Genomic DNA, 19,156 nt, shown 5'->3' with positions numbered 1-19,156 from the left:
TTACTCGATGACTTTGGGAACCAGGTACAGACCGCTTTCGGTCGAGGGTGCGATGGCCTGGTAGGCCTCGCGCTGGTTGCTTTCGGTGACCTGGTCGGGACGCAGTCGCTGGCTGGCCTCCAGGGGGTGGGCCAGGGGCTCGATGCCCGTGGTGTCGACCGCCTGCATCTGGTCGACCAGCCCGAGAATGCTGTTCAGTGCATCGGTAATACGTGGCAGTTCGCCATCATTCAGGCCCAGACGGGCCAGATGGGCGATCTTTTCCACGTCGCAGCGTTCAAGCGCCATGGGGATCTCCAGGGGAAACAAAGAACGGAATAAGGTCCGTGATGAGGAACATGTCGGCATTCTAGCGGTCATACGGCCGCGATCATCTGCTGGCGTGCTCGGAAAAACGACCAATTTAACATATTGGCTCCTTGCCCAAAATCCCTGCCATTGTTAGAGTTTGCCGCACTTTTTTACCCACGCTTTCCCCAGGGTCACTTTCCCATGTTCAAGAAACTGCGTGGCATGTTTTCCAGCGATCTTTCCATCGACCTGGGTACTGCCAACACCCTTATTTACGTGCGTGAGCGCGGTATCGTCCTGAATGAGCCCTCGGTTGTTGCCATCCGTACCCATGGCAATCAGAAAAGCGTCGTCGCCGTCGGTACCGAAGCCAAACGCATGCTGGGCCGTACGCCCGGCAACATTGCTGCCATTCGTCCGATGAAGGACGGCGTCATCGCCGACTTCAGCGTTTGTGAAAAAATGTTGCAGTATTTCATCAACAAGGTTCACGAGAACAGCTTCCTGCAGCCCAGCCCTCGCGTGCTGATTTGCGTGCCGTGCAAGTCGACCCAGGTAGAGCGCCGTGCGATTCGCGAGTCGGCCCTGGGTGCCGGTGCCCGCGAAGTCTTCCTGATCGAAGAGCCAATGGCCGCCGCCATCGGTGCCGGCCTGCCGGTTGAAGAGGCCCGTGGCTCGATGGTCGTCGATATCGGCGGTGGTACCACCGAAATCGCGCTGATCTCCCTCAACGGTGTGGTGTATGCCGAATCCGTGCGGGTTGGCGGCGATCGCTTCGACGAAGCCATCGTCACCTACGTGCGCCGCAACTACGGCAGCCTGATCGGCGAGTCCACCGCCGAGCGCATCAAGCAGGAAATCGGCACCGCCTACCCGGGCGGCGAAGTGCGCGAAGTCGATGTCCGTGGCCGTAACCTGGCCGAGGGCGTACCGCGTGCCTTCACCCTGAACTCCAACGAAGTGCTCGAAGCGCTGCAGGAGTCGCTGGCGACCATCGTTCAGGCGGTAAAGAGCGCCCTGGAGCAGTCGCCGCCGGAGCTGGCCTCCGACATCGCCGAGCGCGGCCTGGTGTTGACCGGTGGTGGCGCACTGCTGCGCGACCTCGACAAGCTGCTGGCCCAGGAAACCGGCCTGCCGGTGATCGTCGCCGAGGACCCGCTGACCTGTGTCGCCCGTGGCGGCGGTCGCGCCCTGGAGATGATGGACAAGCACGCGATGGACCTGCTCTCCAGCGAGTGATCCTGCTCGCGGCTCATGAGCGCCCGGTTTACAGGTAGCACGCACAGTGCTACCTGTATGCGCTGGGCTGGCGTCCGTTTGGGCGTCGTTTCCGTCAACCCGCAACCAGGCTGGTGCGTTGTCCCATGTCCAATGACCTCCTGAGTCGTCCACGAGGAACGGCCCATTAAACCGCTTTTCTCCAAGGGCCCTTCGCTGGGCGTTCGTCTACTCGTATTGGTGGTGCTGTCGATCGCGTTGATGGTGGTCGATGCGCGCTTTGCCGTGCTCAAGCCTGTGCGCAGCCAGATGGGCATGGTGTTGATGGAATCGTACTGGATCACCGATTTGCCGCAGCGCTTGTGGCAAGGCGTGGCGGGCCAGTTCGGCAGCCGTACCGAACTGATCGCGGAAAACGAAAAGCTCAAGACCGAGGCCCTGCTGTTGCAGGGGCGCCTGCAGAAGCTGGCGGCCCTGACCGAGCAGAACGTGCGCTTGCGTGAGTTGCTCAACTCTTCGGCCCTGGTCAACGAAAAGGTCGAAGTGGCCGAGCTGATCGGCGTCGATCCCAATCCGTTCACCCACCGCATTCTGATCAACAAGGGTGAGCGCGATGGTGTGTTCCTCGGCCAGCCGGTGCTCGACGCCCGCGGCCTGATGGGCCAGGTGGTCGAATTGATGCCTTACACCTCGCGGGTGCTGTTGCTGACCGATACCACCCATAGCATTCCGGTGCAGGTCAACCGCAATGGCCTGCGCGCCATAGCCAGCGGTACCGGCAACCCGGAGCGTCTGGAACTGCGCCATGTGGCCGATACCGCCGACATCAAGGAAGGCGACCTGTTGGTCAGCTCCGGCATGGGCCAGCGCTTCCCGGCCGGCTACCCGGTGGCCACGGTCAACGAAGTGATTCACGACTCCGGCCAGCCGTTTGCCATTGTCCGCGCCATCCCTACCGCCGCACTCAACCGCAGCCGCTACATGCTGCTGGTGTTCAGTGACCGGCGTACCCCGGAACAGCGCGCCACTGACGCGGCGATTGCGCAGGAAGAGGCCGACCGCAAGGGCACCGCGGTGGGTGTTCAGCCTGGCGCCAATGGCGAGCAGGCCGCACCTGCCGGTACCGCCACCGCGCCCGTCGCGCCCGCAACACCGGCAGCCCCTGCCACGCCGCCCGCTGCTGCGCCTGTAGCGCCTGCGGCACCCGCCGTGCCAGCGGCAGCGCCCGCCCAACCCCGGAGGCAATGATGGCTGCATCACGCCGCAACAACGGCTGGGTCATCTGGCTGACATTCGCCATTGGCCTGCTGCTCAGTGTCTCGCCCATGCCCCAGTTCATGGAAGTGTTCCGGCCCATGTGGCTGGCGCTGCTGGTATCGTTCTGGACCCTCGCCGTGCCGAGCAAGGTCGGCATGACCACGGCCTTCGTGCTGGGCCTGGCCGAGGATGTGCTGTATGGCACGTTGCTTGGGCAGAACGCGCTGATCCTGACCCTGATCACCTTCTTGGTGCTGTCTCTGCAGCAGCGCCTGCGCATATTCCCCATGTGGCAGCAGAGCCTGGTGATTCTGGTGATCTTCGGCATCGCCCAGCTGATACAGCTATGGCTCAGCGCGCTGACCGGCAACCGCCTGCCGACCCTGGCGCTGGTGTGGTCGGCGGTCATCAGCGCCTTGCTCTGGCCATGGATCAGCTTTGCCCTGCGCGACCTGCGCCGACGCTTGCACATAAATTGACGGCGTTGCCGCGACTGACAGGGAGATGTCTACATGAACCCGCTTTACCTGGCCTCTGGCTCGCCCCGTCGTCGTGAACTGCTGACTCAGATCGGCGTACCGTTCACTACCGTTAGCGCCCCCATCGATGAAACCCCGCTGGCCAATGAAGGTGCCCAGGCCTATGTCGAGCGCCTCGCCCGGGCCAAGGCCGAGGCTGGCCTTGCCAGCCTGCAGGGCCCGGCGGTGGTGCTGGGCGCAGACACCGCAGTGGTCCTCGATGGCCGTATTCTCGGCAAACCGGAAGACCGCGAACATGCCCTGGCCATGCTGGCCGACCTGTCTGGCCGCGAACATCAGGTTTTGACCGCTGTCGCCCTGAGCGATGGCGTGCGCACCCTGAGCCTGTGCGTCACCAGCAGCGTGCGCTTTCGTGCCATCAGCGCCGATGAAGCAGCGCGCTACTGGGCCAGCGGTGAGCCTGTAGACAAAGCCGGCGGTTACGCCATCCAAGGGCTGGGCGCAGTGTTCGTCACCGGCCTTGCAGGCAGTTACTCTGCGGTGGTGGGTTTGCCGCTGAGCGAGACCGCCGAGCTGCTCGCCGGGTTTGGCATCGCCTGCTGGCAACTGCCTGCGCTTTCTCCAGAGGTAACAAAGCCGCAGTAGCCAGCGCTGCCTGCGCGATCCATCATTATCCAAGACCTTTGACGAGAGCCTGCCATGAGTGAAGAGATCCTGATCAACATCACCCCGATGGAGTCACGTGTGGCGGTGGTGGAAAACGGGGTGCTGCAGGAAGTGCACGTCGAGCGCACCCAGCGCCGCGGCATCGTCGGCAATATCTACAAGGGCAAGGTGGTACGCGTGCTGCCCGGCATGCAGGCGGCGTTCGTCGACATCGGCCTGGAGCGGGCCGCCTTCATCCATGCCTCGGAAATTTCCCAGCGCGAAGGCTCGGCGGTAGAGAATATCACCGCGCTGGTGCATGAAGGCCAGGCGCTGGTGGTACAGGTGACCAAGGACCCGATCGGCACCAAGGGCGCCCGTCTGACCACGCAGTTGTCGATCCCTTCGCGCTACCTGGTGTACATGCCGCGCAGCAGCCATGTCGGTATTTCCCTCAAGATCGAAGACGAAGCCGAGCGTGATCGCCTCAAGCAGGTAGTCAGCAGCTGCATGGACAGCGAGAACATCAAGGACGCCGGCGGCTTCATCCTGCGCACTGCCGCCGAAGGCGCTCGCGCCGAAGAGATCCTGCAGGACATTCGCTACCTGCGCCGCCTGTGGGAACAGATCGGCAGCCAGATCCAGACCTGCGGCGCGCCCACGGTGATTTACGAAGACCTTGGCCTGGCCCTGCGTACCCTGCGCGACCTGGTCAACCCGAAGATCGAGAAAATCCGCATCGACTCGCGGGAAACATTCCAGAAAACCACGCAGTTCGTCGGCGAATTGATGCCGGAGATTGCCGATCGGCTCGAGCATTACCCTGGCGAGCGGCCGATCTTTGACTTGTACGGCGTCGAAGACGAGATTCAGCGTGCCCTGGAGCGCAAGGTGCCGCTCAAGTCCGGTGGCTATCTGGTGGTCGACCCCGCTGAGGCGATGACCACCATCGACGTCAACACCGGTGCCTTCGTCGGCCATCGCAACCTTGAGGAGACCATCTTCAAGACCAACCTCGAGGCCGCTACCGCCATTGCCCGGCAACTGCGCCTGCGCAACATCGGCGGCATCATCATCATCGACTTCATCGACATGGAAGATGAAGAGCATCAGCGCCAGGTGCTGCGCACCCTGGAAAAGCAGCTCGAACGTGATCACGCCAAGACCAACATCATCGGCATTACCGAGCTGGGCCTGGTGCAGATGACCCGCAAGCGCACGCGTGAGAGCCTCGAGCAGGTGCTCTGCGAACCCTGCCTGGGGTGCCAGGGCCGTGGCAAGCTGAAAACCCCCGAGACCATTTGTTACGAAATCTTCCGTGAGATCCTTCGCGAAGCCCGCGCCTACCAGGCCGAGGGCTACCGCGTACTGGCCAACCAGAAAGTGGTCGACCGCCTGCTGGACGAGGAGTCCGGCAACGTGGCGGAGCTTGAAACCTTCATCGGCAGAACTATCCGCTTCCAGGTCGAGTCGATGTACTCGCAGGAACAATACGATGTGGTGCTGCTCTGAGGCTTACCAAAACGCAGCACAGGATGGCCGGGCTGGCAAAACCGGTACTTGGGGCCATCATGGATAAACGACCTGGAGGGCCATGGCCATGGGACGTCTGAACCGCGTTCTTGTCGCCTTGACTCGCTGGGGGCTGGGCTTGTGTGCGCTGCTGGCGGTGCTGGTGGCGTTGTATGTCAGCCTCGGCCGGCAATTGGTGCCGCTGGTGGCCGAGTACCGAGCCGATGTCGAGAGCAAGGCCGAACAGGCGTTGGGCCTGCCAGTGCATGTCGGTGCCCTTGAGGGGCGCTGGAGCGGGCTGGCGCCTGTGCTGCGCGTTCGCGACCTGCAATTGGGCGAAGGCGCCACCGCGTTGCGCCTGGACGACGTCAAGCTGGTGCCGGACTTATGGGCCAGCCTGACCTCCCGCGAGGTACGCCTGGCGCGTATTCAGTTAGGCGGCTTGCAACTGATCCTGCGCGAAGATGAGCAAGGCGCCTGGAACCTCGAAGGGCTGCCGAAAAAAGACGATGCCCCCCTCGACCCCGCCGAGCTGCTGCAGCGCCTGCGCCAACTGGGGCGTATCGATGTATTCGACAGCCAGGTTACCTTGCAGCCCTGGCAGCGCGACCCCCTGACCTTGACGTATGTGAGTGCCGGCCTGCAGGCCGGTGCCTCGCGCCAGGCCCTCGACGTGCGCGCAACCCTGCCGGACGGCCAGCCCCTGGCGCTGAACCTGCGCAGCCGTGCGTCGGCCAACGCCTGGCAAGACGCTGAGGTTGCCGCTTACCTGAGCCTGCCGCAGAGCGATTGGGCGCGCTGGTTGCCGCCGCGCCTGCTGGGCCAGTGGCACGCTGATGCACTGCGCGCCGGGGGCGAGTTCTGGGTCGACTGGCGCCAAGGCCAGTTGCAGCACGCGGTGGTCCGGCTCAATGCGCCGAAGCTGCAAGGCGCCTATGCCGGGCGCAAGGCCGCAACCGTGGACAACCTGGCGCTGGCCGCCTGGTTCCAGCGTAGCCCGCAAGGCTTCGATGTGAGTGTCGATTCCCTGGCCATGAGCATCGGCAAGACCCGCTGGGAATCCCATCTGCAGTTACGCCAGCGCCCTGGGCAGGCCCCGGCCGACGAGCGCTGGGAAGTGCAGGCCGACCGCCTTGACCTCACTCCGCTGACCCCATTGATCGATGCCCTGGCACCGCTGCCGGATAACCTCATGGCTGTGGTCGATGGCCTGAAGGTCACCGGCGCGCTGCGCAACTTGCGCCTTGAGGCGCGGCCCAAGGCCGAGGGCGACCAGCGCCTGCAATTTGCCGCCAACCTGGAGCAGGTCGGTTTCAACGCCTACCACGGTGCCCCGGCGGCCGGCAACGTCAGTGGCAGCATCAGCGGCGACCTGGGCCATGGCGAGCTGCGGCTCGACACCGACGCCTTCATGCTGCACTTGTACCCGATCTTCGCCAAACCTTGGCATTACCAGCAGGCCAATGCCCGCCTGACCTGGGCCCTCGACCAGCAAGGCTTCACCCTCGTCGCGCCGTACCTCAAGGTGCTGGGCGAGGAGGGCAAGATCGCCGGTGACTTCCTGATCCGCCTGCTGTTCGAAGAGGGCCGCGAGGACTACATGGACCTGCGGGTCGGGTTGACCGAGGGCGATGGCCGATACACCGCCAAATACTTGCCGGAAGTACTCAGCCCGGCCCTCGACGAATGGCTGCGCAGTGCGATCGTCAAGGGCACCGTGGATGAGGGCTACTTCCAGTACCAGGGTTCGCTGAACCACGGCGCCACCCCGGAGGCGCGCAGTATCAGCCTGTTCTTCAAGGTGCGTGACGCGGCGCTGGACTTCCAGCCCGGCTGGCCTCAAGTGCAGCAGGTCGACGGTGACGTGCTGATCGAAGACAGTGGTGTGCGCATCAAGGCCCACCATGGCCTGCTGCTCGATACCAAGGTGAGTGACGTCAGTGTCGACATCCCCCACGTCGAAGGCGACCAGCATAGCCATCTGTACCTGGATGGCGATTTCGACGGCAGCCTGGGTGACGGCCTGAAAATTCTCAAGGAAGCCCCGATCGGCACGGGTGAGATCTTCGCCGGTTGGGAAGGCGAGGGCCCGCTCAAGGGCAAGGTCAAGCTCGATATCCCCCTGGCACATGGGCAGCGGCCCAAGGTCAAGGTGGACTTCGCCACCGCTGACGCCCGCCTCAAGGTGGCCCCGCCAAGCCTGGAGCTGAACCGCCTGAAGGGCGACTTCAGTTTTGACTTCGACAAGGGCCTGAGCGGCAAGGACATCAGCCTGCAGGCGTTCGGCAAACCGGTGACCGCGCAGATCGTCGCCGAGGGCGAGCCAGGGCAGATGCAGACCCGCATCAACGCCAACGGCCAGGTTTCGCTGAAAGCGCTGACCGAATGGCTGCAGTTCAACCAGGCGTTGCCTGCCTCGGGCGAGCTGCCCTATCAGTTGCAGGTCAACCTGGGTAGCCGGGACAACAGCCTGAACGTCAACTCGTCGCTCAAGGGGTTGGCGATCGATTTGCCGGCACCCTTCGGCAAGGCTGCGGCGGATACCCGCGATAGCCGCTTCAGCATGAACCTGCAGGGCCAGGAGCGGCGCTTCGACGCCAGCTATGCCGACCTTGCACGCTTTGCCTATGCCGCGCCCGGCGACAAACTGGCCCAGGGCCGCGGTGAGCTGCTGCTGGGCACAGGCCAGGCGCAAGTGCCAAGCGGCCAGGGGCTGCGGGTACGCGGGCACCTGGAAACACTGGACCTGGCGCCGTGGCAAGCGCAGATGGCCAGCCTGGGCGGTGACGACCCCGGTGGCAGTGCCCGGCAGAGCCTGCAAAGCGTCGACCTGAGCATCGGCCAGCTCAAAGCCTTCGGCATGGACCTGAATCAGGCGGTGGTGCGTCTGGCCCGTGGTGGCCCGGCGTGGGACCTGCGCCTGGACAGCAAGGAAGTCATCGGCAACGCGCGCGTACCCGACGCCAAGGCCGCGCCCATGTCGGTGCGCCTGCAGACCTTGCGCCTGCCGGCTGCGGACCCGGCCCAGGCGCAGGCCGAGGAGGGGCCCGACCCGTTGGCATCATTCGACCCGCGCAAGGTACCTGCCCTGGACCTGAGCATCGACAAGCTCTACCGCGGCGACGACCTCTACGGCAGCGCATCGATCAAGTTGCGCCCGACCGCGCGTGGCGTATCGGCAGACGATATCGACCTTGACTTCAAGGGCCTGCGCATCGATGGCGGCGGTGGCTGGGAAGGCCCGCCGGGCAGCAGCAGTAGCTGGTACAAAGGGCGCCTGGACGGCAAGAACCTGGCCGATGTGCTCAAGGCGTGGGGGTTTGCCCCCACCGTGACCAGCCGCGATTTCCGCCTGGATGTCGACGGCCGCTGGCCGGGCTCACCTGCCTGGGTGGGCTTGAACCGCTTCTCCGGGAGCATGGATGCCGCCCTGCGCACCGGCCAGTTCGTCGAAGTCGAAGGCAGTGCCCAGGCCCTGCGCGTGTTCGGCCTGCTCAACTTCAACTCCATCGGCCGCCGCTTGCGCCTGGACTTTTCCGACCTGTTCGACAAAGGCCTGGCCTATGATCGGGTCAAGGGCCTGCTGGTGGCCAGCAATGGCGTCTACGTGACCCGCGAGCCGATTACCGTTACCGGCCCGTCGAGCAACTTCGAGCTAGACGGTACCCTCGACCTGGTCCGTGACCGGGTGGATGCCAACCTGCAGGTGAGCCTGCCGGTGACCAACAACCTGCCGCTGGCCGCCCTGATCATCGGCGCACCTGCGGTGGGGGGCGCGCTGTTCCTGGTCGATCGCTTGATCGGCGACCGGGTATCACGCTTTGCCAGCGTGCATTACCGCGTCGAGGGGCCGTGGAAAGAGCCTAGAATCACATTTGTGAAACCTTTCGAGAAATCGCGCTAGGAGTCTTCATGAAGGCAGCGGTGATCCAGATGGTCAGCCAGGACGACGTGCTGGCCAACCTGCAGCGTGCTGGCGCCCTGCTTGAGCAGGCCGCGTTCGGTGGCGCACGCCTGGCCGTGCTGCCAGAAAACTTCGCCGCCATGGGGCGCAAGGATGCTGCAGTGATCGGCCGCGCCGAAGCCTTGGGCGAAGGGCCGATCCTGCCGTGGTTGAAACGCACCGCGCGAGACCTCAAGTTATGGATTGTCGCCGGCACCTTGCCGTTGCCACCGGTCGGCCAGCCTGATGCCAAGGCCCATGCCTGCTCACTGCTGATCGATGAACACGGTGAAGTGGCGGCACGCTACGACAAGTTGCACCTGTTCGACGTGGACGTCGCCGACAACCGCGGCCGTTACCGCGAGTCCGACGACTATGCCCATGGCGCGCAGGTGGTGGTGGCCGATACCCCGGTGGGGCGCGTGGGCCTGAGCGTATGCTATGACCTGCGCTTCCCCGAGTTGTACAGTGCCTTGCGCGCTGCCGGGGCCGAGCTGATCACCGCGCCAGCCGCCTTCACTGCGGTGACGGGCGCGGCGCACTGGGACGTGCTGATTCGCGCGCGTGCCATCGAGACCCAGTGCTACCTGTTGGCCGCAGCGCAGGGCGGCACCCATCCAGGCCCACGGGAAACCCATGGCCATGCAGCGATCGTCGACCCCTGGGGGCGGATCGTTGCGCAGCAGGCGCAGGGCGAAGCGGTATTGCTCGCCGAGCGCGACACTGATGAACAAGCGTCCATTCGGGCGCGCATGCCGGTGGTTTCGCACCGGCGCTTTTTCTCGCAGGACGCCTTGCGGCCTGCGCACACCTCGGAGTGACTATGAGCCAGATGTTATCCACCGTCAGCGAGCAGCTCCTGGCCCCAGGCGGGTTGACCCTGGACAGCCTGCAGGCTGTGCTGGGTGAGTTGGCCGGCCCGGGCATCGATGCCGCCGACTTGTATTTCCAGGGCCAGATCTCGGAAACCTGGGCGCTGGAGGACGGCATCGTCAAAGAGGGCAGCTTCAACCTCGACCAAGGCGTCGGCGTGCGTGCCCAGTCCGGTGAAAAGACCGGCTTCGCCTACAGCAACGCCATCAACCTGGAGGCACTGACCTCGGCGGCCCGTGCCGCGCGTTCGATCTCCCGTGCCGGGCAGAATGGGACGGTCCAGGCTTTCCGCAGCCAGGATGTGACGGCCCTGTATGCGCCGGACAACCCTCTGGATGTGCTCAGCCGCGCCGAGAAGGTCGACCTGCTCAAGCGTGTAGACGCCGCCACCCGGGCGCTGGACCCGCGTATCCAGCAGGTCAGCGTGAGCATGGCCGGGGTCTGGGAGCGCATTCTCATCGCGGCGGCCGATGGCAGCCTCGCCGCCGACGTGCGCCCGCTGGTGCGCTTCAACGTCAGCGTCATCGTCGAACACAATGGCCGCCGCGAGCGCGGTGGCCAGGGTGGCGGCGGGCGTACCGACTACCGCTTCTTCACCGAAGAGAAGGTCATGGGTTATGCCCGTGAGGCGTTGCGTCAGGCACTGGTGAACCTGGAGGCGATTCCTGCCCCGGCGGGCACCTTGCCCGTGGTGCTGGGTTCGGGCTGGTCGGGCGTGTTGTTGCATGAAGCGGTGGGCCATGGCTTGGAAGGGGACTTCAATCGCAAGGGCAGCTCGGCGTTCAGCGGCCGGATCGGTGAGCAGGTGGCGTCGAAACTGTGCACCATCGTCGACGACGGCACCCTTGAAGGCCGCCGCGGTTCGTTGAGCGTGGATGACGAAGGCACCCCGACCGAGTGCACCACGCTGATCGAGAACGGTGTGCTCAAAGGCTACATGCAGGACAAACTGAACGCCCGCCTGATGGGCATGGCCGTGACCGGCAATGGCCGCCGCGAATCCTACGCCCATCTGCCGATGCCGCGCATGACCAACACCTACATGCGCGCGGGCGAAAGCGACCCGCAGGAAATCATCGCTTCGGTGAAGAGGGGCATCTATTGCGCCAACCTGGGCGGTGGCCAGGTGGATATCACCAGCGGCAAGTTCGTCTTCTCCACCAGTGAGGCTTACCTGATCGAAGACGGCAAAATCACCGCGCCGGTCAAGGGTGCAACGTTGATTGGCAACGGGCCGGAGGCGATGAGCCGGGTATCGATGGTCGGCAATGACCTGGCGCTGGACAGTGGCGTCGGTACGTGCGGCAAGGATGGGCAGTCGGTGCCGGTAGGGGTCGGGCAGCCGACGCTGAAACTCGATGCGATCACCGTCGGCGGGACCGGGGCGTGACAGGCATGGGGGCTGCGCAGCAGCCCCTGGGCAATCAGCGCAATCCGCGCTGCAGCTCGTCGAGGTCGCGGATGTACTTGAACACCTTGCGCGCGGCGGCAGGCGGTTTGTTACGCGCCTTCTCGTGCTGGGCATGGCGGATCAGCGAGCGCATTTGCTGGCGATCGGTATCGGGGTACTCGTTGACGAAGCGTTCAAGGTCTTCGTCATTGCCGTCGATCAACCGGTCGCGCCAGCGCTCCAGGCCGTGGAAACGCTCGTTGTACTGGCGGGTCGAGCTGTCCATCTGTTCGAGCAAGGCATGGATGGCATCCAGGTCCTGCACACGCATCAGCTTGCCGACAAACGACATGTGGCGTTTGCGGGCACCGTGAGCGGTGTGCTTGCTGGCCTCGGCCAGCGCCTTGCGCAGCTCGTCGGTCAACGGCAGGCGTGCCAGGGTGTCGGCCTTGAGCGTAGTGAGGCGCTCGCCGAGTTCGACCAGTGCATGCAGTTCGCGCTTGATCTGGGTTTTGCTTTTTTCGCCGTCGAAGGCGTCGTCGTTTGAATCAACCATGGTGGCAGTCCGCTAGAAATCGCCGCCATGATAACCAGTCGGGGGCCGCTTGTCCGGCCCGGTCGTAGAATGACCCTCGCCGAACGCAGAATTTGAGTGGAGAGAACCATGAGTGCAGTCCAGAGCGTAGGTCCGAAAGACCTGCCAGCCTTGCAGGAGCAGGTCGAAGCGATTATCGCCGAAGCGCGTCGCCAGGGCGCCAGTGCCTGTGAAGTGGCGGTCTCGCTGGAGCAGGGCCTGTCCACCACGGTGCGTCAGCGCGAGGTCGAAACGGTCGAGTTCAACCGTGACCAGGGCTTTGGCATCACCCTCTATGTCGGCCAGCGCAAAGGCTCGGCCAGTACCTCGGCAAGTGGCCCCGAGGCGATCCGCGAAACCGTTGCCGCCGCCCTGGCGATCGCCAAGCATACGTCCGAAGACGAATGCTCCGGCTTGGCCGACGCCGCGCTGATGGCCCGCGATATCCCGGACCTGGACCTTTACCACGACTGGGGCATCGAACCCGAGAAAGCGATCGAGATGGCCCTGGCCTGCGAGGCCGCGGCGTTCGACGCCGATCCGCGCATTCTCAATGCCGATGGCACCACGCTCAACACTCACCAAGGGTGCCGAGTGTATGGCAACAGCCACGGCTTCATCGGCAGCTACGCCTCGACCCGACACAGCCTGAGCTGCGTGATGATCGCCGAGGGTGATGGCCAGATGCAGCGTGACTACTGGTATGACGTAAACCGCCAGGGCAATTTGTTGGCCGACCCAAGCAGCATTGGCCAGCGTGCGGCCCAGCGTGCGGCCAGCCGTCTCGGCGCGCGCCCGGTGCCGACGTGCGAAGTGCCAGTGCTGTTCTCGGCAGAGCTCGCCGGCGGCCTGTTTGGCAGCTTCCTGTCGGCCATCTCCGGCGGCAACCTGTACCGCAAGTCGTCGTTTCTTGAAGGCACCATTGGGCAGCGCCTGTTCCCAAGCTGGTTGACCCTCGATGAGCGCCCGCATATTCCCCGGGCCTTGGGCAGTGCTGCGTTCGACGGTGACGGCCTGGCGACCTACGCCAAACCGTTCGTCGACAAAGGTGAGCTGGTGTCGTACCTGCTGGGTACCTATTCCGGGCGCAAGCTCGGCCTGCCGAGCACGGCCAACTCCGGTGGTGTGCACAACCTGTATGTGACCCACGGCGTCGAGGACCAGGCTGCCCTGATTCGCCGCATGGGGCGTGGTTTGCTGGTGACCGAGTTGATGGGGCATGGTCTGAACATGGTCACGGGCGACTATTCGCGTGGTGCTGCAGGCTTCTGGGTCGAGAACGGCGAGATCCAGCATGCGGTCCAGGAAGTGACCATCGCGGGGAACATGAAGGACATGTTCCAGCAAATCGTGGCGATCGGTAGCGATCTTGAGACTCGCAGCAATATTCACACGGGCTCGGTGCTGATCGAACGGATGACCGTTGCCGGCAGCTGAGTGGCCGCCTGATTTGCTAAACCCGGCCTGCGCGCCGGGTTTTTTTATGCCTGCTTGCTCCCTGCTTTGGTCGATGCCCTCTTGAAGTGATTCTATTTATCACTTAATAATGAATATCATTACCCAGTTGCTTGGCGATGGTGTTCATGAAATCCGTCCTCCACGAGTTGCCCTACCTGGAAAACTGGCGCTGGCTCAGCCGGCGCATTCGCTGCGCGCTCGAGCCCGATGAGCCGCGCCTGATCGAGCACTACCTGGCCGAAGGCCGCTACCTGGTGTGCTGCACCGAAACCTTGCCATGGACGGTGGCCCTGACCTCCTTCCGCCTGCTCCTGGATACCGCTTGCGACCGCATGCTGCCCTGGCATTGGCGCTGCCTGTGCCTGGACCAGGCCTGGCGACCCTTGCTCGACCTGCGCAACCTCGACCGCCGCGAACAGAACCAGCGCTGGCAGCCCTACGCCCTGCAATTGGCCAATTGCGTGCTGCTGCCTTCGATTTCTCCCGATGAACTGATGCAAGGACTAGACGATGAGTAATACCCGTATCGAGCGTGACAGCATGGGTGAGCTGCAGGTGCCTGCCGAGGCCCTGTATGGCGCCCAGACCCAGCGCGCGGTCGACAACTTCCCGGTCAGCGGCCAGCGCATGCCGGCCCAGTTCATTCGCGCATTGCTGCTGGCCAAGGCCGCAGCGGCCAAGGCCAACATCGAGCTGGAGCAGGTGAGCGCCGAGCAGGGTCAGGCCATCGTCAAGGCAGTAGAGCAACTGCTGGCGGAAGATTTCATCCAGCACTTCCCGGTGGATGTGTTCCAGACCGGTTCCGGCACCAGTTCGAACATGAACGCCAACGAGGTGATCGCCACTCTGGCGACCCGCGTACTGGGTGATGCGGTCAATGCCAACGACCATGTGAACTGCGGCCAGAGCAGCAACGACATCATCCCGACCACCATCCATGTCAGTGCCGCCCTGGCGCTGCATGAGCAACTGCTGCCGGCGTTGCGTCACCTGATACAGGTGATCGAGGCCAAATCGCAGCAAGTACACCCGTTCGTCAAGACCGGCCGTACCCATCTGATGGACGCCATGCCCGTGCGTATGAGCCAGGTGCTCGACGGTTGGGCAGCACAAATCAAAGGCGCGCAGGCGCACATCGAGGCGACCCTGCCGAGCCTGCAGGCGCTGGCCCAGGGCGGTACGGCCGTGGGCACGGGTATCAACGCCCACCCACAGTTCGCTGCCGGTTTCGCTCGCCAGCTCAGTGCCCTGACCCAGGTCGAGTTCACGCCTGGGCAGAACCTGTTTGCCCTGATTGGCTCGCAGGACACCGCCGTAGCCCTTTCCGGCCAGCTCAAGACTGCTGCGGTGGCGCTGATGAAAATCGCCAACGACCTGCGCTGGATGAACTCCGGCCCGTTGGCCGGCCTTGGCGAGATTGAACTGCAAGGCCTGCAGCCTGGCTCTTCGATCATGCCGGGCAAGGTCAACCCGGTGATCCCGGAAGCCACCGCCATGGTGGCTGCGCAGGTCATCGGCAATGACGCGACCATCGCCATCGCCGGCCAGTCGGGCAACTTCGAGCTGAACGTGATGCTGCCGGTGATCGCCCGCAACCTGCTGGAAAGCATCGAGCTGATGGCCAACGTCAGCCGCTTGTTGGCCGACAAGGCCATCGCCACGTTCAAGGTCAATGAAGGCAAGCTCAAAGAGGCGCTGGCGCGCAACCCGATCCTGGTCACGGCGCTGAACCCGATCATCGGCTATCTCAAGGCCGCCGAAATCGCCAAGACCGCCTACAAGCAGGGCCGCCCGATCATCGATGTGGCGCTGGAGCATACCGACTTGTCGCTCGACCAGCTGGAAGCGCTGCTCGACCCGGAAAAACTCACCGCCGGCGGGATCTGACCCCGGCGCAGGAGACACGTCATGCAGCACTGGAAACGCACCACCGAAATGGCCAACCACCTGTTCGAGCAAGGTGAGTGGGTCGATGCACGGGAACACTACCTGCAAGCCCTGGCGTTGGCCCAGGTGCTGTTCGAGCGCTGGCATGACGTCGACGAAGCGGTGGCGGTGTTCGTCATCGCTCACCACAACCTGGCCGACCTGCACCTGCGCCTGAACCAGCCGCACGAGAGCGCCGACTACCTGTGCTCTGCGCATCAGCGCCTGCTGCAGGCCAGCCAGGAGGCCCGCTTGCCCCAGGCACTGCGCGATGCCGCGCTGCGCCACAGTGGGCGCACCTACACCGAGTTGCTGAATTTCATCGCCGAGTACGGCCAGTACCCGCGCACCGAGCGCCTGCTCAACCGTCACGCACCCGAGGCCAGCGCGCTGGCGGCGAAGGCAGACGTGACACCCAGACCCCACGCTTACGGAATCCACTGACATGCCACACACCTTGCCTGCGTTGCCCTATGCCTACGATGCGCTGGAACCGCACATCGATGCCCAGACCATGGAGATTCACCACAGCAAGCATCACCAGACCTATATCAACAACCTCAACGCCGCTATCGAAGGCACCGAATGGGCCGAGTGGCCGGTGGAACAGTTGGTCGGCGCGGTCAAGCAGTTGCCAGAGAAGCTGCAGGCTGCGGTGATCAACCAAGGGGGTGGCCACGCCAACCACACGCTGTTCTGGACCGTGATGGCGCCACAGGGTGGCGGCCAGCCGCACGGTCAGGTGGCCAAGGCGATCGAAGCCGAGCTGGGTGGTTTCGATGCCTTCAAGGACGCGTTCACCAAAGCTGCACTGAGCCGCTTCGGCAGTGGTTGGGCCTGGCTCAGCGTCACCCCGGAAAACAAGCTGGTGGTTGAAAGCAGCGGCAACCAGGACAGCCCGCTGATGCACGCTAATACGCCGATCCTGGGGTTGGACGTGTGGGAACACGCTTACTACCTCAAGTACCAGAACCGTCGCCCTGAATACATCGGTGCCTTCTACAACGTCGTCGACTGGGCGGAAGTAGAACGTCGTTATCTCGAAGCCTTGAAGTGAGTCGATCCGGTATGCGTTCACAGGTGTTGTCCGTCAGCAGCGTGCGTCTGTTTCGCCTGGCGATAGGAACCTTGCTGTTGCTGGTCGGCACTGCGCTGTTGCTGGCGCAGGGCATTGCCTGGCTGGGCCTGGAACCGCGCATGTTGCGCGCCCTCGAGGGGGGCGCACTGTGCGCGTTGGGGACGGCGCTGGGCGCGGTACCGGTGTTGGTGATACGTAACATGCCGGTGGCCCTGGCCGACACGCTGCTGGGCTTCGGCGCCGGCGTGATGCTGGCGGCCACCGCGTTTTCCCTGATCATTCCGGGGCTGGAAGCGGCCCAGGGTATCGGCTTCAGCCCCTGGGGCGCGGGCGGCCTGATCAGCTTTGGCTTGATGTTCGGCGCCTTGTGCCTGTTTCTGGTCGACCTCAAGGTTTCCGGCGCCTCGCCGGAAGCCTTGGTCGGCACGGATAACCAGCCAGTGATCGCCGCGCGAATCTGGCTGTTCGTGATTGCCATCATTGCCCACAACATTCCCGAAGGCATGGCCATCGGCGTGTCGGCGGGTGGCGGCATGGCGGATGCCGATAGCCTGGCCATGGGCATCGCCTTGCAGGATGTGCCTGAGGGCCTGGTGATAGCGCTGGTGTTGGCGGGGGCGGGCATGCCGCGGTTCAAGGCATTTCTGATCGGAGCCGCTTCAGGGCTGGTCGAACCCGTGGCTGCGGTGATCTGTGCCTGGCTGGTCAACGTTGCCGAGTTGCTGCTGCCGTTGGGGTTGGCGTGTGCGGCGGGGGCGATGCTGTTGGTGGTGACCCAGGAAATCATCCCTGAGTCGCGCAGCAATGGGCATCACCGCTTGGCCAGCTTGGGGCTGTGTATCGGTTTCTGCCTGATGATGGTGATGGATACCGCGATGTCCTGAGCGGTTTACTCGCCTTCGTCGAAGTAGTTGTTGATCAGCTCGATCAAGGCTTCCAGCGCTTCGTTGTCCTGTTCGCCTTCGGTCAGCAGGTGCACCTGGGTGCCTTTGCCTGCCGCGAGCATCATCACCGCCATGATGCTTTTGCCGTCCACCAGCTTGTCGGGCGCGCGGCCCACGCGCACCTGGCAGGGAAAGCGCCCGGCCACGCCGACGAACTTGGCTGCCGCCCGGGCATGCAGGCCCAGCTTGTTGATGATGGTGATTTCGCAGGCGGGCATCGTGGGGTGGATCCTGTGGGCTAGAGGTCGCGGTGGCGGACCTGGACGTTTTTCAGTGATTGCTGCAGCAGCTCGCCGAGGCGTTCGGTCAGGTACACCGAGCGGTGATGGCCGCCGGTGCAGCCGATGGCGATGGTGACGTAGGCGCGGTTGCTGGCGGCGAAGCGGGGCAGCCATTTGAGCAGGTAGCTTGAAATGTCGTTGAACATCTCTTCGACATCTGGCTGGGCGGCGAGGTAGTCGATCACCGGCTGGTCGAGGCCGGAGTGCTCACGCAGCTCGGGCTTCCAATAGGGGTTGGGCAGGCAGCGCACATCGAACACCAGGTCGGCATCGACCGGCATGCCGCGCTTGAAGCCGAACGATTCGACCAGGAACGCAGTGCCAGGCTCTGGCTGGTTGAGCAGGCGCAGCTTGATCGAGTCGCGCAGTTGGTAAAGGTTGAGGCTGGTGGTGTCGATTTTCAGGTCAGCCAGATCGGAGATCGGGCCCAGCATGTCGCTCTCGACCCGTATCGCCTCTGCCAGGGAACGGTTGGCATTGGTCAGCGGGTGGCGCCGGCGCGTCTCGGAGAAGCGTTTGAGCAGGGTATCCTCGTCGGCGTCCAGGTACAGCACGTCGCATTGGATGTGCCGTGCTCGGGCCTCTTCGAGCAGTTCGGGGAAACGCGACAAGTGGCTCGGCAGGTTGCGCGCGTCAATCGACACGGCGACCTTGGGTTGCAGCAACTCGGTATTGATCAACGCGTTTTCCGCCAACTGCGGTAGCAGGCCGGCGGGCAGGTTATCGATGCAATAGAAACCGTTGTCTTCCAGCACATCGAGGGCGGTGCTCTTGCCGGAGCCGGACCGGCCGCTAACGATGATCAGACGCATGTTCAGGGCTCGCTCTGGACGTCCAGGACAACCTGGTACAGGGCCTCGTTACTGCTGGCGGCACGCAGACGATCACGAACCTCTTTGCGATCGAGCATGCTGGCAATCTGGCGCAGCAGTTCCAGGTGCGCATCGGTGGCAGCTTCGGGCACCAGCAGGACGAACAGCAGGTCCACGGGCGCGCCATCGATGGCGTCGTAGTCGATCGGTGCCTCCAGGTGCAGCAAGGCGCTGACGGGGGCGGTGCATCCTTCGAGCCGGCAGTGGGGGATGGCGATGCCGTTGCCGAACCCGGTCGAGCCGAGTTTTTCACGGGCGACCAGTTTTTCGAAGACGTCTTGCATCTCCAGTTCTGGCACTTGGTCGGCGATGACAGTGGCGACCTTTTCGAGGGCGCGCTTCTTACTGCCGCCCGGCACGTTCACGAGGGAACGGCCGGGGGTCAGGATGGTTTCAAGTCGGATCATGGATGAGG

Annotated in this window: 19 protein-coding genes; 14 read left to right on the top strand and 5 right to left on the bottom strand. The window is 64.0% G+C overall.

The window, feature by feature from the left end:
• Positions 1–288, bottom strand: coding sequence for an Asp-tRNA(Asn)/Glu-tRNA(Gln) amidotransferase subunit GatC (gene gatC / locus DJ563_RS16375; protein WP_027595588.1), 288 nt, complete (start codon positions 286–288; stop codon positions 1–3).
• A gap of 204 nt (positions 289–492) precedes the next feature.
• Here gatC and mreB point away from each other — a divergent pair, with 204 nt between their 5' ends.
• The 8 genes from mreB to tldD all read left to right on the top strand — a co-directional run bounded on the left by mreB (position 493) and on the right by tldD (position 11,608).
• Positions 493–1,530, top strand: coding sequence for a rod shape-determining protein MreB (gene mreB, locus DJ563_RS16370; protein WP_003255163.1), 1,038 nt, complete (start codon positions 493–495; stop codon positions 1,528–1,530).
• A gap of 195 nt (positions 1,531–1,725) precedes the next feature.
• The gene (gene mreC, locus DJ563_RS16365; RefSeq protein ID WP_434519732.1) at positions 1,726–2,757 is read left to right on the top strand and encodes a rod shape-determining protein MreC; all 1,032 of its coding nucleotides are present in this window, start codon (positions 1,726–1,728) and stop codon (positions 2,755–2,757) included.
• Positions 2,757–3,245: a rod shape-determining protein MreD gene (gene mreD / locus DJ563_RS16360; RefSeq protein ID WP_274099576.1), complete on the top strand. Its 489-nt coding sequence runs from the start codon at positions 2,757–2,759 to the stop codon at positions 3,243–3,245. Before mreC ends, mreD begins: the two co-directional genes overlap by 1 nt.
• A 33-nt stretch (positions 3,246–3,278) precedes the next feature.
• Positions 3,279–3,890: a Maf family protein gene (locus tag DJ563_RS16355; RefSeq protein ID WP_274099577.1), complete on the top strand. Its 612-nt coding sequence runs from the start codon at positions 3,279–3,281 to the stop codon at positions 3,888–3,890.
• A gap of 54 nt (positions 3,891–3,944) precedes the next feature.
• Positions 3,945–5,402 carry a ribonuclease G gene (gene rng / locus DJ563_RS16350; RefSeq protein ID WP_274099578.1) on the top strand — a complete coding sequence of 486 codons (1,458 nt, stop codon included), beginning with the start codon at positions 3,945–3,947 and terminating at the stop codon, positions 5,400–5,402.
• A gap of 82 nt (positions 5,403–5,484) precedes the next feature.
• Entirely contained in the window at positions 5,485–9,306 is a 3,822-nt protein-coding gene (locus DJ563_RS16345) for a YhdP family protein (protein ID WP_434518033.1), read from the top strand.
• An 8-nt stretch (positions 9,307–9,314) separates the two neighbouring features.
• Positions 9,315–10,166, top strand: coding sequence for a carbon-nitrogen hydrolase family protein (locus DJ563_RS16340; RefSeq protein WP_434518032.1), 852 nt, complete (start codon positions 9,315–9,317; stop codon positions 10,164–10,166).
• Between the two features lie 2 nt (positions 10,167–10,168).
• Positions 10,169–11,608: a metalloprotease TldD gene (tldD, locus tag DJ563_RS16335; RefSeq protein WP_274099581.1), complete on the top strand. Its 1,440-nt coding sequence runs from the start codon at positions 10,169–10,171 to the stop codon at positions 11,606–11,608.
• Between the two features lie 34 nt (positions 11,609–11,642).
• Here tldD and yjgA read toward each other — a convergent pair whose 3' ends face one another.
• Positions 11,643–12,164: a ribosome biogenesis factor YjgA gene (gene yjgA / locus DJ563_RS16330; protein WP_033701114.1), complete on the bottom strand. Its 522-nt coding sequence runs from the start codon at positions 12,162–12,164 to the stop codon at positions 11,643–11,645.
• Between the two features lie 108 nt (positions 12,165–12,272).
• On the opposite strand from yjgA, the gene pmbA reads away from it, so the two are divergent.
• From pmbA to DJ563_RS16300, 6 genes are all read left to right on the top strand, one after another.
• Positions 12,273–13,619, top strand: a complete 1,347-nt coding sequence (gene pmbA, locus DJ563_RS16325; RefSeq protein WP_274099582.1) for a metalloprotease PmbA — start codon at positions 12,273–12,275, stop codon at positions 13,617–13,619.
• A gap of 137 nt (positions 13,620–13,756) precedes the next feature.
• Positions 13,757–14,158, top strand: a complete 402-nt coding sequence (locus DJ563_RS16320; protein ID WP_033701111.1) for a hypothetical protein — start codon at positions 13,757–13,759, stop codon at positions 14,156–14,158.
• Positions 14,151–15,527: a class II fumarate hydratase gene (locus tag DJ563_RS16315; protein WP_434518031.1), complete on the top strand. Its 1,377-nt coding sequence runs from the start codon at positions 14,151–14,153 to the stop codon at positions 15,525–15,527. The genes DJ563_RS16320 and DJ563_RS16315 overlap by 8 nt, the downstream gene beginning before the upstream one ends.
• Positions 15,528–15,548: 21 nt before the next feature.
• Positions 15,549–16,010 (top strand): hypothetical protein, encoded by a 462-nt coding sequence (locus DJ563_RS16310; RefSeq protein WP_033701108.1) that lies wholly within the window; start codon positions 15,549–15,551, stop codon positions 16,008–16,010.
• A gap of 1 nt (position 16,011) precedes the next feature.
• Positions 16,012–16,623 carry a superoxide dismutase gene (locus DJ563_RS16305; RefSeq protein WP_434518030.1) on the top strand — a complete coding sequence of 204 codons (612 nt, stop codon included), beginning with the start codon at positions 16,012–16,014 and terminating at the stop codon, positions 16,621–16,623.
• Positions 16,624–16,634: 11 nt separating this feature from the next.
• Positions 16,635–17,528 (top strand): ZIP family metal transporter, encoded by an 894-nt coding sequence (locus DJ563_RS16300; protein WP_099452996.1) that lies wholly within the window; start codon positions 16,635–16,637, stop codon positions 17,526–17,528.
• Positions 17,529–17,533: 5 nt separating this feature from the next.
• Here the strand turns inward: DJ563_RS16300 and DJ563_RS16295 are convergent, their stop codons facing one another.
• The 3 genes from DJ563_RS16295 to ptsN are packed head-to-tail and all read right to left on the bottom strand — an operon-like array spanning position 17,534 to position 19,148.
• The gene (locus tag DJ563_RS16295) at positions 17,534–17,806 is read right to left on the bottom strand and encodes an HPr family phosphocarrier protein (protein ID WP_033701105.1); all 273 of its coding nucleotides are present in this window, start codon (positions 17,804–17,806) and stop codon (positions 17,534–17,536) included.
• A 20-nt stretch (positions 17,807–17,826) separates the two neighbouring features.
• Positions 17,827–18,681, bottom strand: coding sequence for an RNase adapter RapZ (gene rapZ / locus DJ563_RS16290; protein ID WP_033701103.1), 855 nt, complete (start codon positions 18,679–18,681; stop codon positions 17,827–17,829).
• A gap of 2 nt (positions 18,682–18,683) precedes the next feature.
• Entirely contained in the window at positions 18,684–19,148 is a 465-nt protein-coding gene (gene ptsN, locus DJ563_RS16285) for a PTS IIA-like nitrogen regulatory protein PtsN (RefSeq protein WP_033701102.1), read from the bottom strand.
• Positions 19,149–19,156 lie beyond the last annotated feature (8 nt).

This window comes from Pseudomonas sp. NFX1 (genome assembly GCF_051123555.1).
Classification (GTDB): domain Bacteria; phylum Pseudomonadota; class Gammaproteobacteria; order Pseudomonadales; family Pseudomonadaceae; genus Aquipseudomonas; species Aquipseudomonas capeferrum.
The sequence above is the reverse complement of the archived record's forward strand: the minus strand, read 5'-3'. Positions and strand labels throughout refer to the sequence as shown.

Excerpts from the sequence above, each read along its gene's own strand:
- gatC (WP_027595588.1), bottom strand. The coding sequence starts at position 288 with ATGGCGCTTGAACGCTGCGACGTGGAAAAGATCGCCCATCTGGCCCGT.
- mreB (WP_003255163.1), top strand. The coding sequence starts at position 493 with ATGTTCAAGAAACTGCGTGGCATGTTTTCCAGCGATCTTTCCATCGAC.
- mreD (WP_274099576.1), top strand. The coding sequence starts at position 2,757 with ATGGCTGCATCACGCCGCAACAACGGCTGGGTCATCTGGCTGACATTC.
- DJ563_RS16355 (WP_274099577.1), top strand. The coding sequence starts at position 3,279 with ATGAACCCGCTTTACCTGGCCTCTGGCTCGCCCCGTCGTCGTGAACTG.
- rng (WP_274099578.1), top strand. The coding sequence starts at position 3,945 with ATGAGTGAAGAGATCCTGATCAACATCACCCCGATGGAGTCACGTGTG.
- DJ563_RS16345 (WP_434518033.1), top strand. The coding sequence starts at position 5,485 with ATGGCCATGGGACGTCTGAACCGCGTTCTTGTCGCCTTGACTCGCTGG.
- DJ563_RS16340 (WP_434518032.1), top strand. The coding sequence starts at position 9,315 with ATGAAGGCAGCGGTGATCCAGATGGTCAGCCAGGACGACGTGCTGGCC.
- tldD (WP_274099581.1), top strand. The coding sequence starts at position 10,169 with ATGAGCCAGATGTTATCCACCGTCAGCGAGCAGCTCCTGGCCCCAGGC.
- yjgA (WP_033701114.1), bottom strand. The coding sequence starts at position 12,164 with ATGGTTGATTCAAACGACGACGCCTTCGACGGCGAAAAAAGCAAAACC.
- pmbA (WP_274099582.1), top strand. The coding sequence starts at position 12,273 with ATGAGTGCAGTCCAGAGCGTAGGTCCGAAAGACCTGCCAGCCTTGCAG.
- DJ563_RS16320 (WP_033701111.1), top strand. The coding sequence starts at position 13,757 with ATGGTGTTCATGAAATCCGTCCTCCACGAGTTGCCCTACCTGGAAAAC.
- DJ563_RS16315 (WP_434518031.1), top strand. The coding sequence starts at position 14,151 with ATGAGTAATACCCGTATCGAGCGTGACAGCATGGGTGAGCTGCAGGTG.
- DJ563_RS16310 (WP_033701108.1), top strand. The coding sequence starts at position 15,549 with ATGCAGCACTGGAAACGCACCACCGAAATGGCCAACCACCTGTTCGAG.
- DJ563_RS16305 (WP_434518030.1), top strand. The coding sequence starts at position 16,012 with ATGCCACACACCTTGCCTGCGTTGCCCTATGCCTACGATGCGCTGGAA.
- DJ563_RS16300 (WP_099452996.1), top strand. The coding sequence starts at position 16,635 with ATGCGTTCACAGGTGTTGTCCGTCAGCAGCGTGCGTCTGTTTCGCCTG.
- DJ563_RS16295 (WP_033701105.1), bottom strand. The coding sequence starts at position 17,806 with ATGCCCGCCTGCGAAATCACCATCATCAACAAGCTGGGCCTGCATGCC.
- rapZ (WP_033701103.1), bottom strand. The coding sequence starts at position 18,681 with ATGCGTCTGATCATCGTTAGCGGCCGGTCCGGCTCCGGCAAGAGCACC.
- ptsN (WP_033701102.1), bottom strand. The coding sequence starts at position 19,148 with ATGATCCGACTTGAAACCATCCTGACCCCCGGCCGTTCCCTCGTGAAC.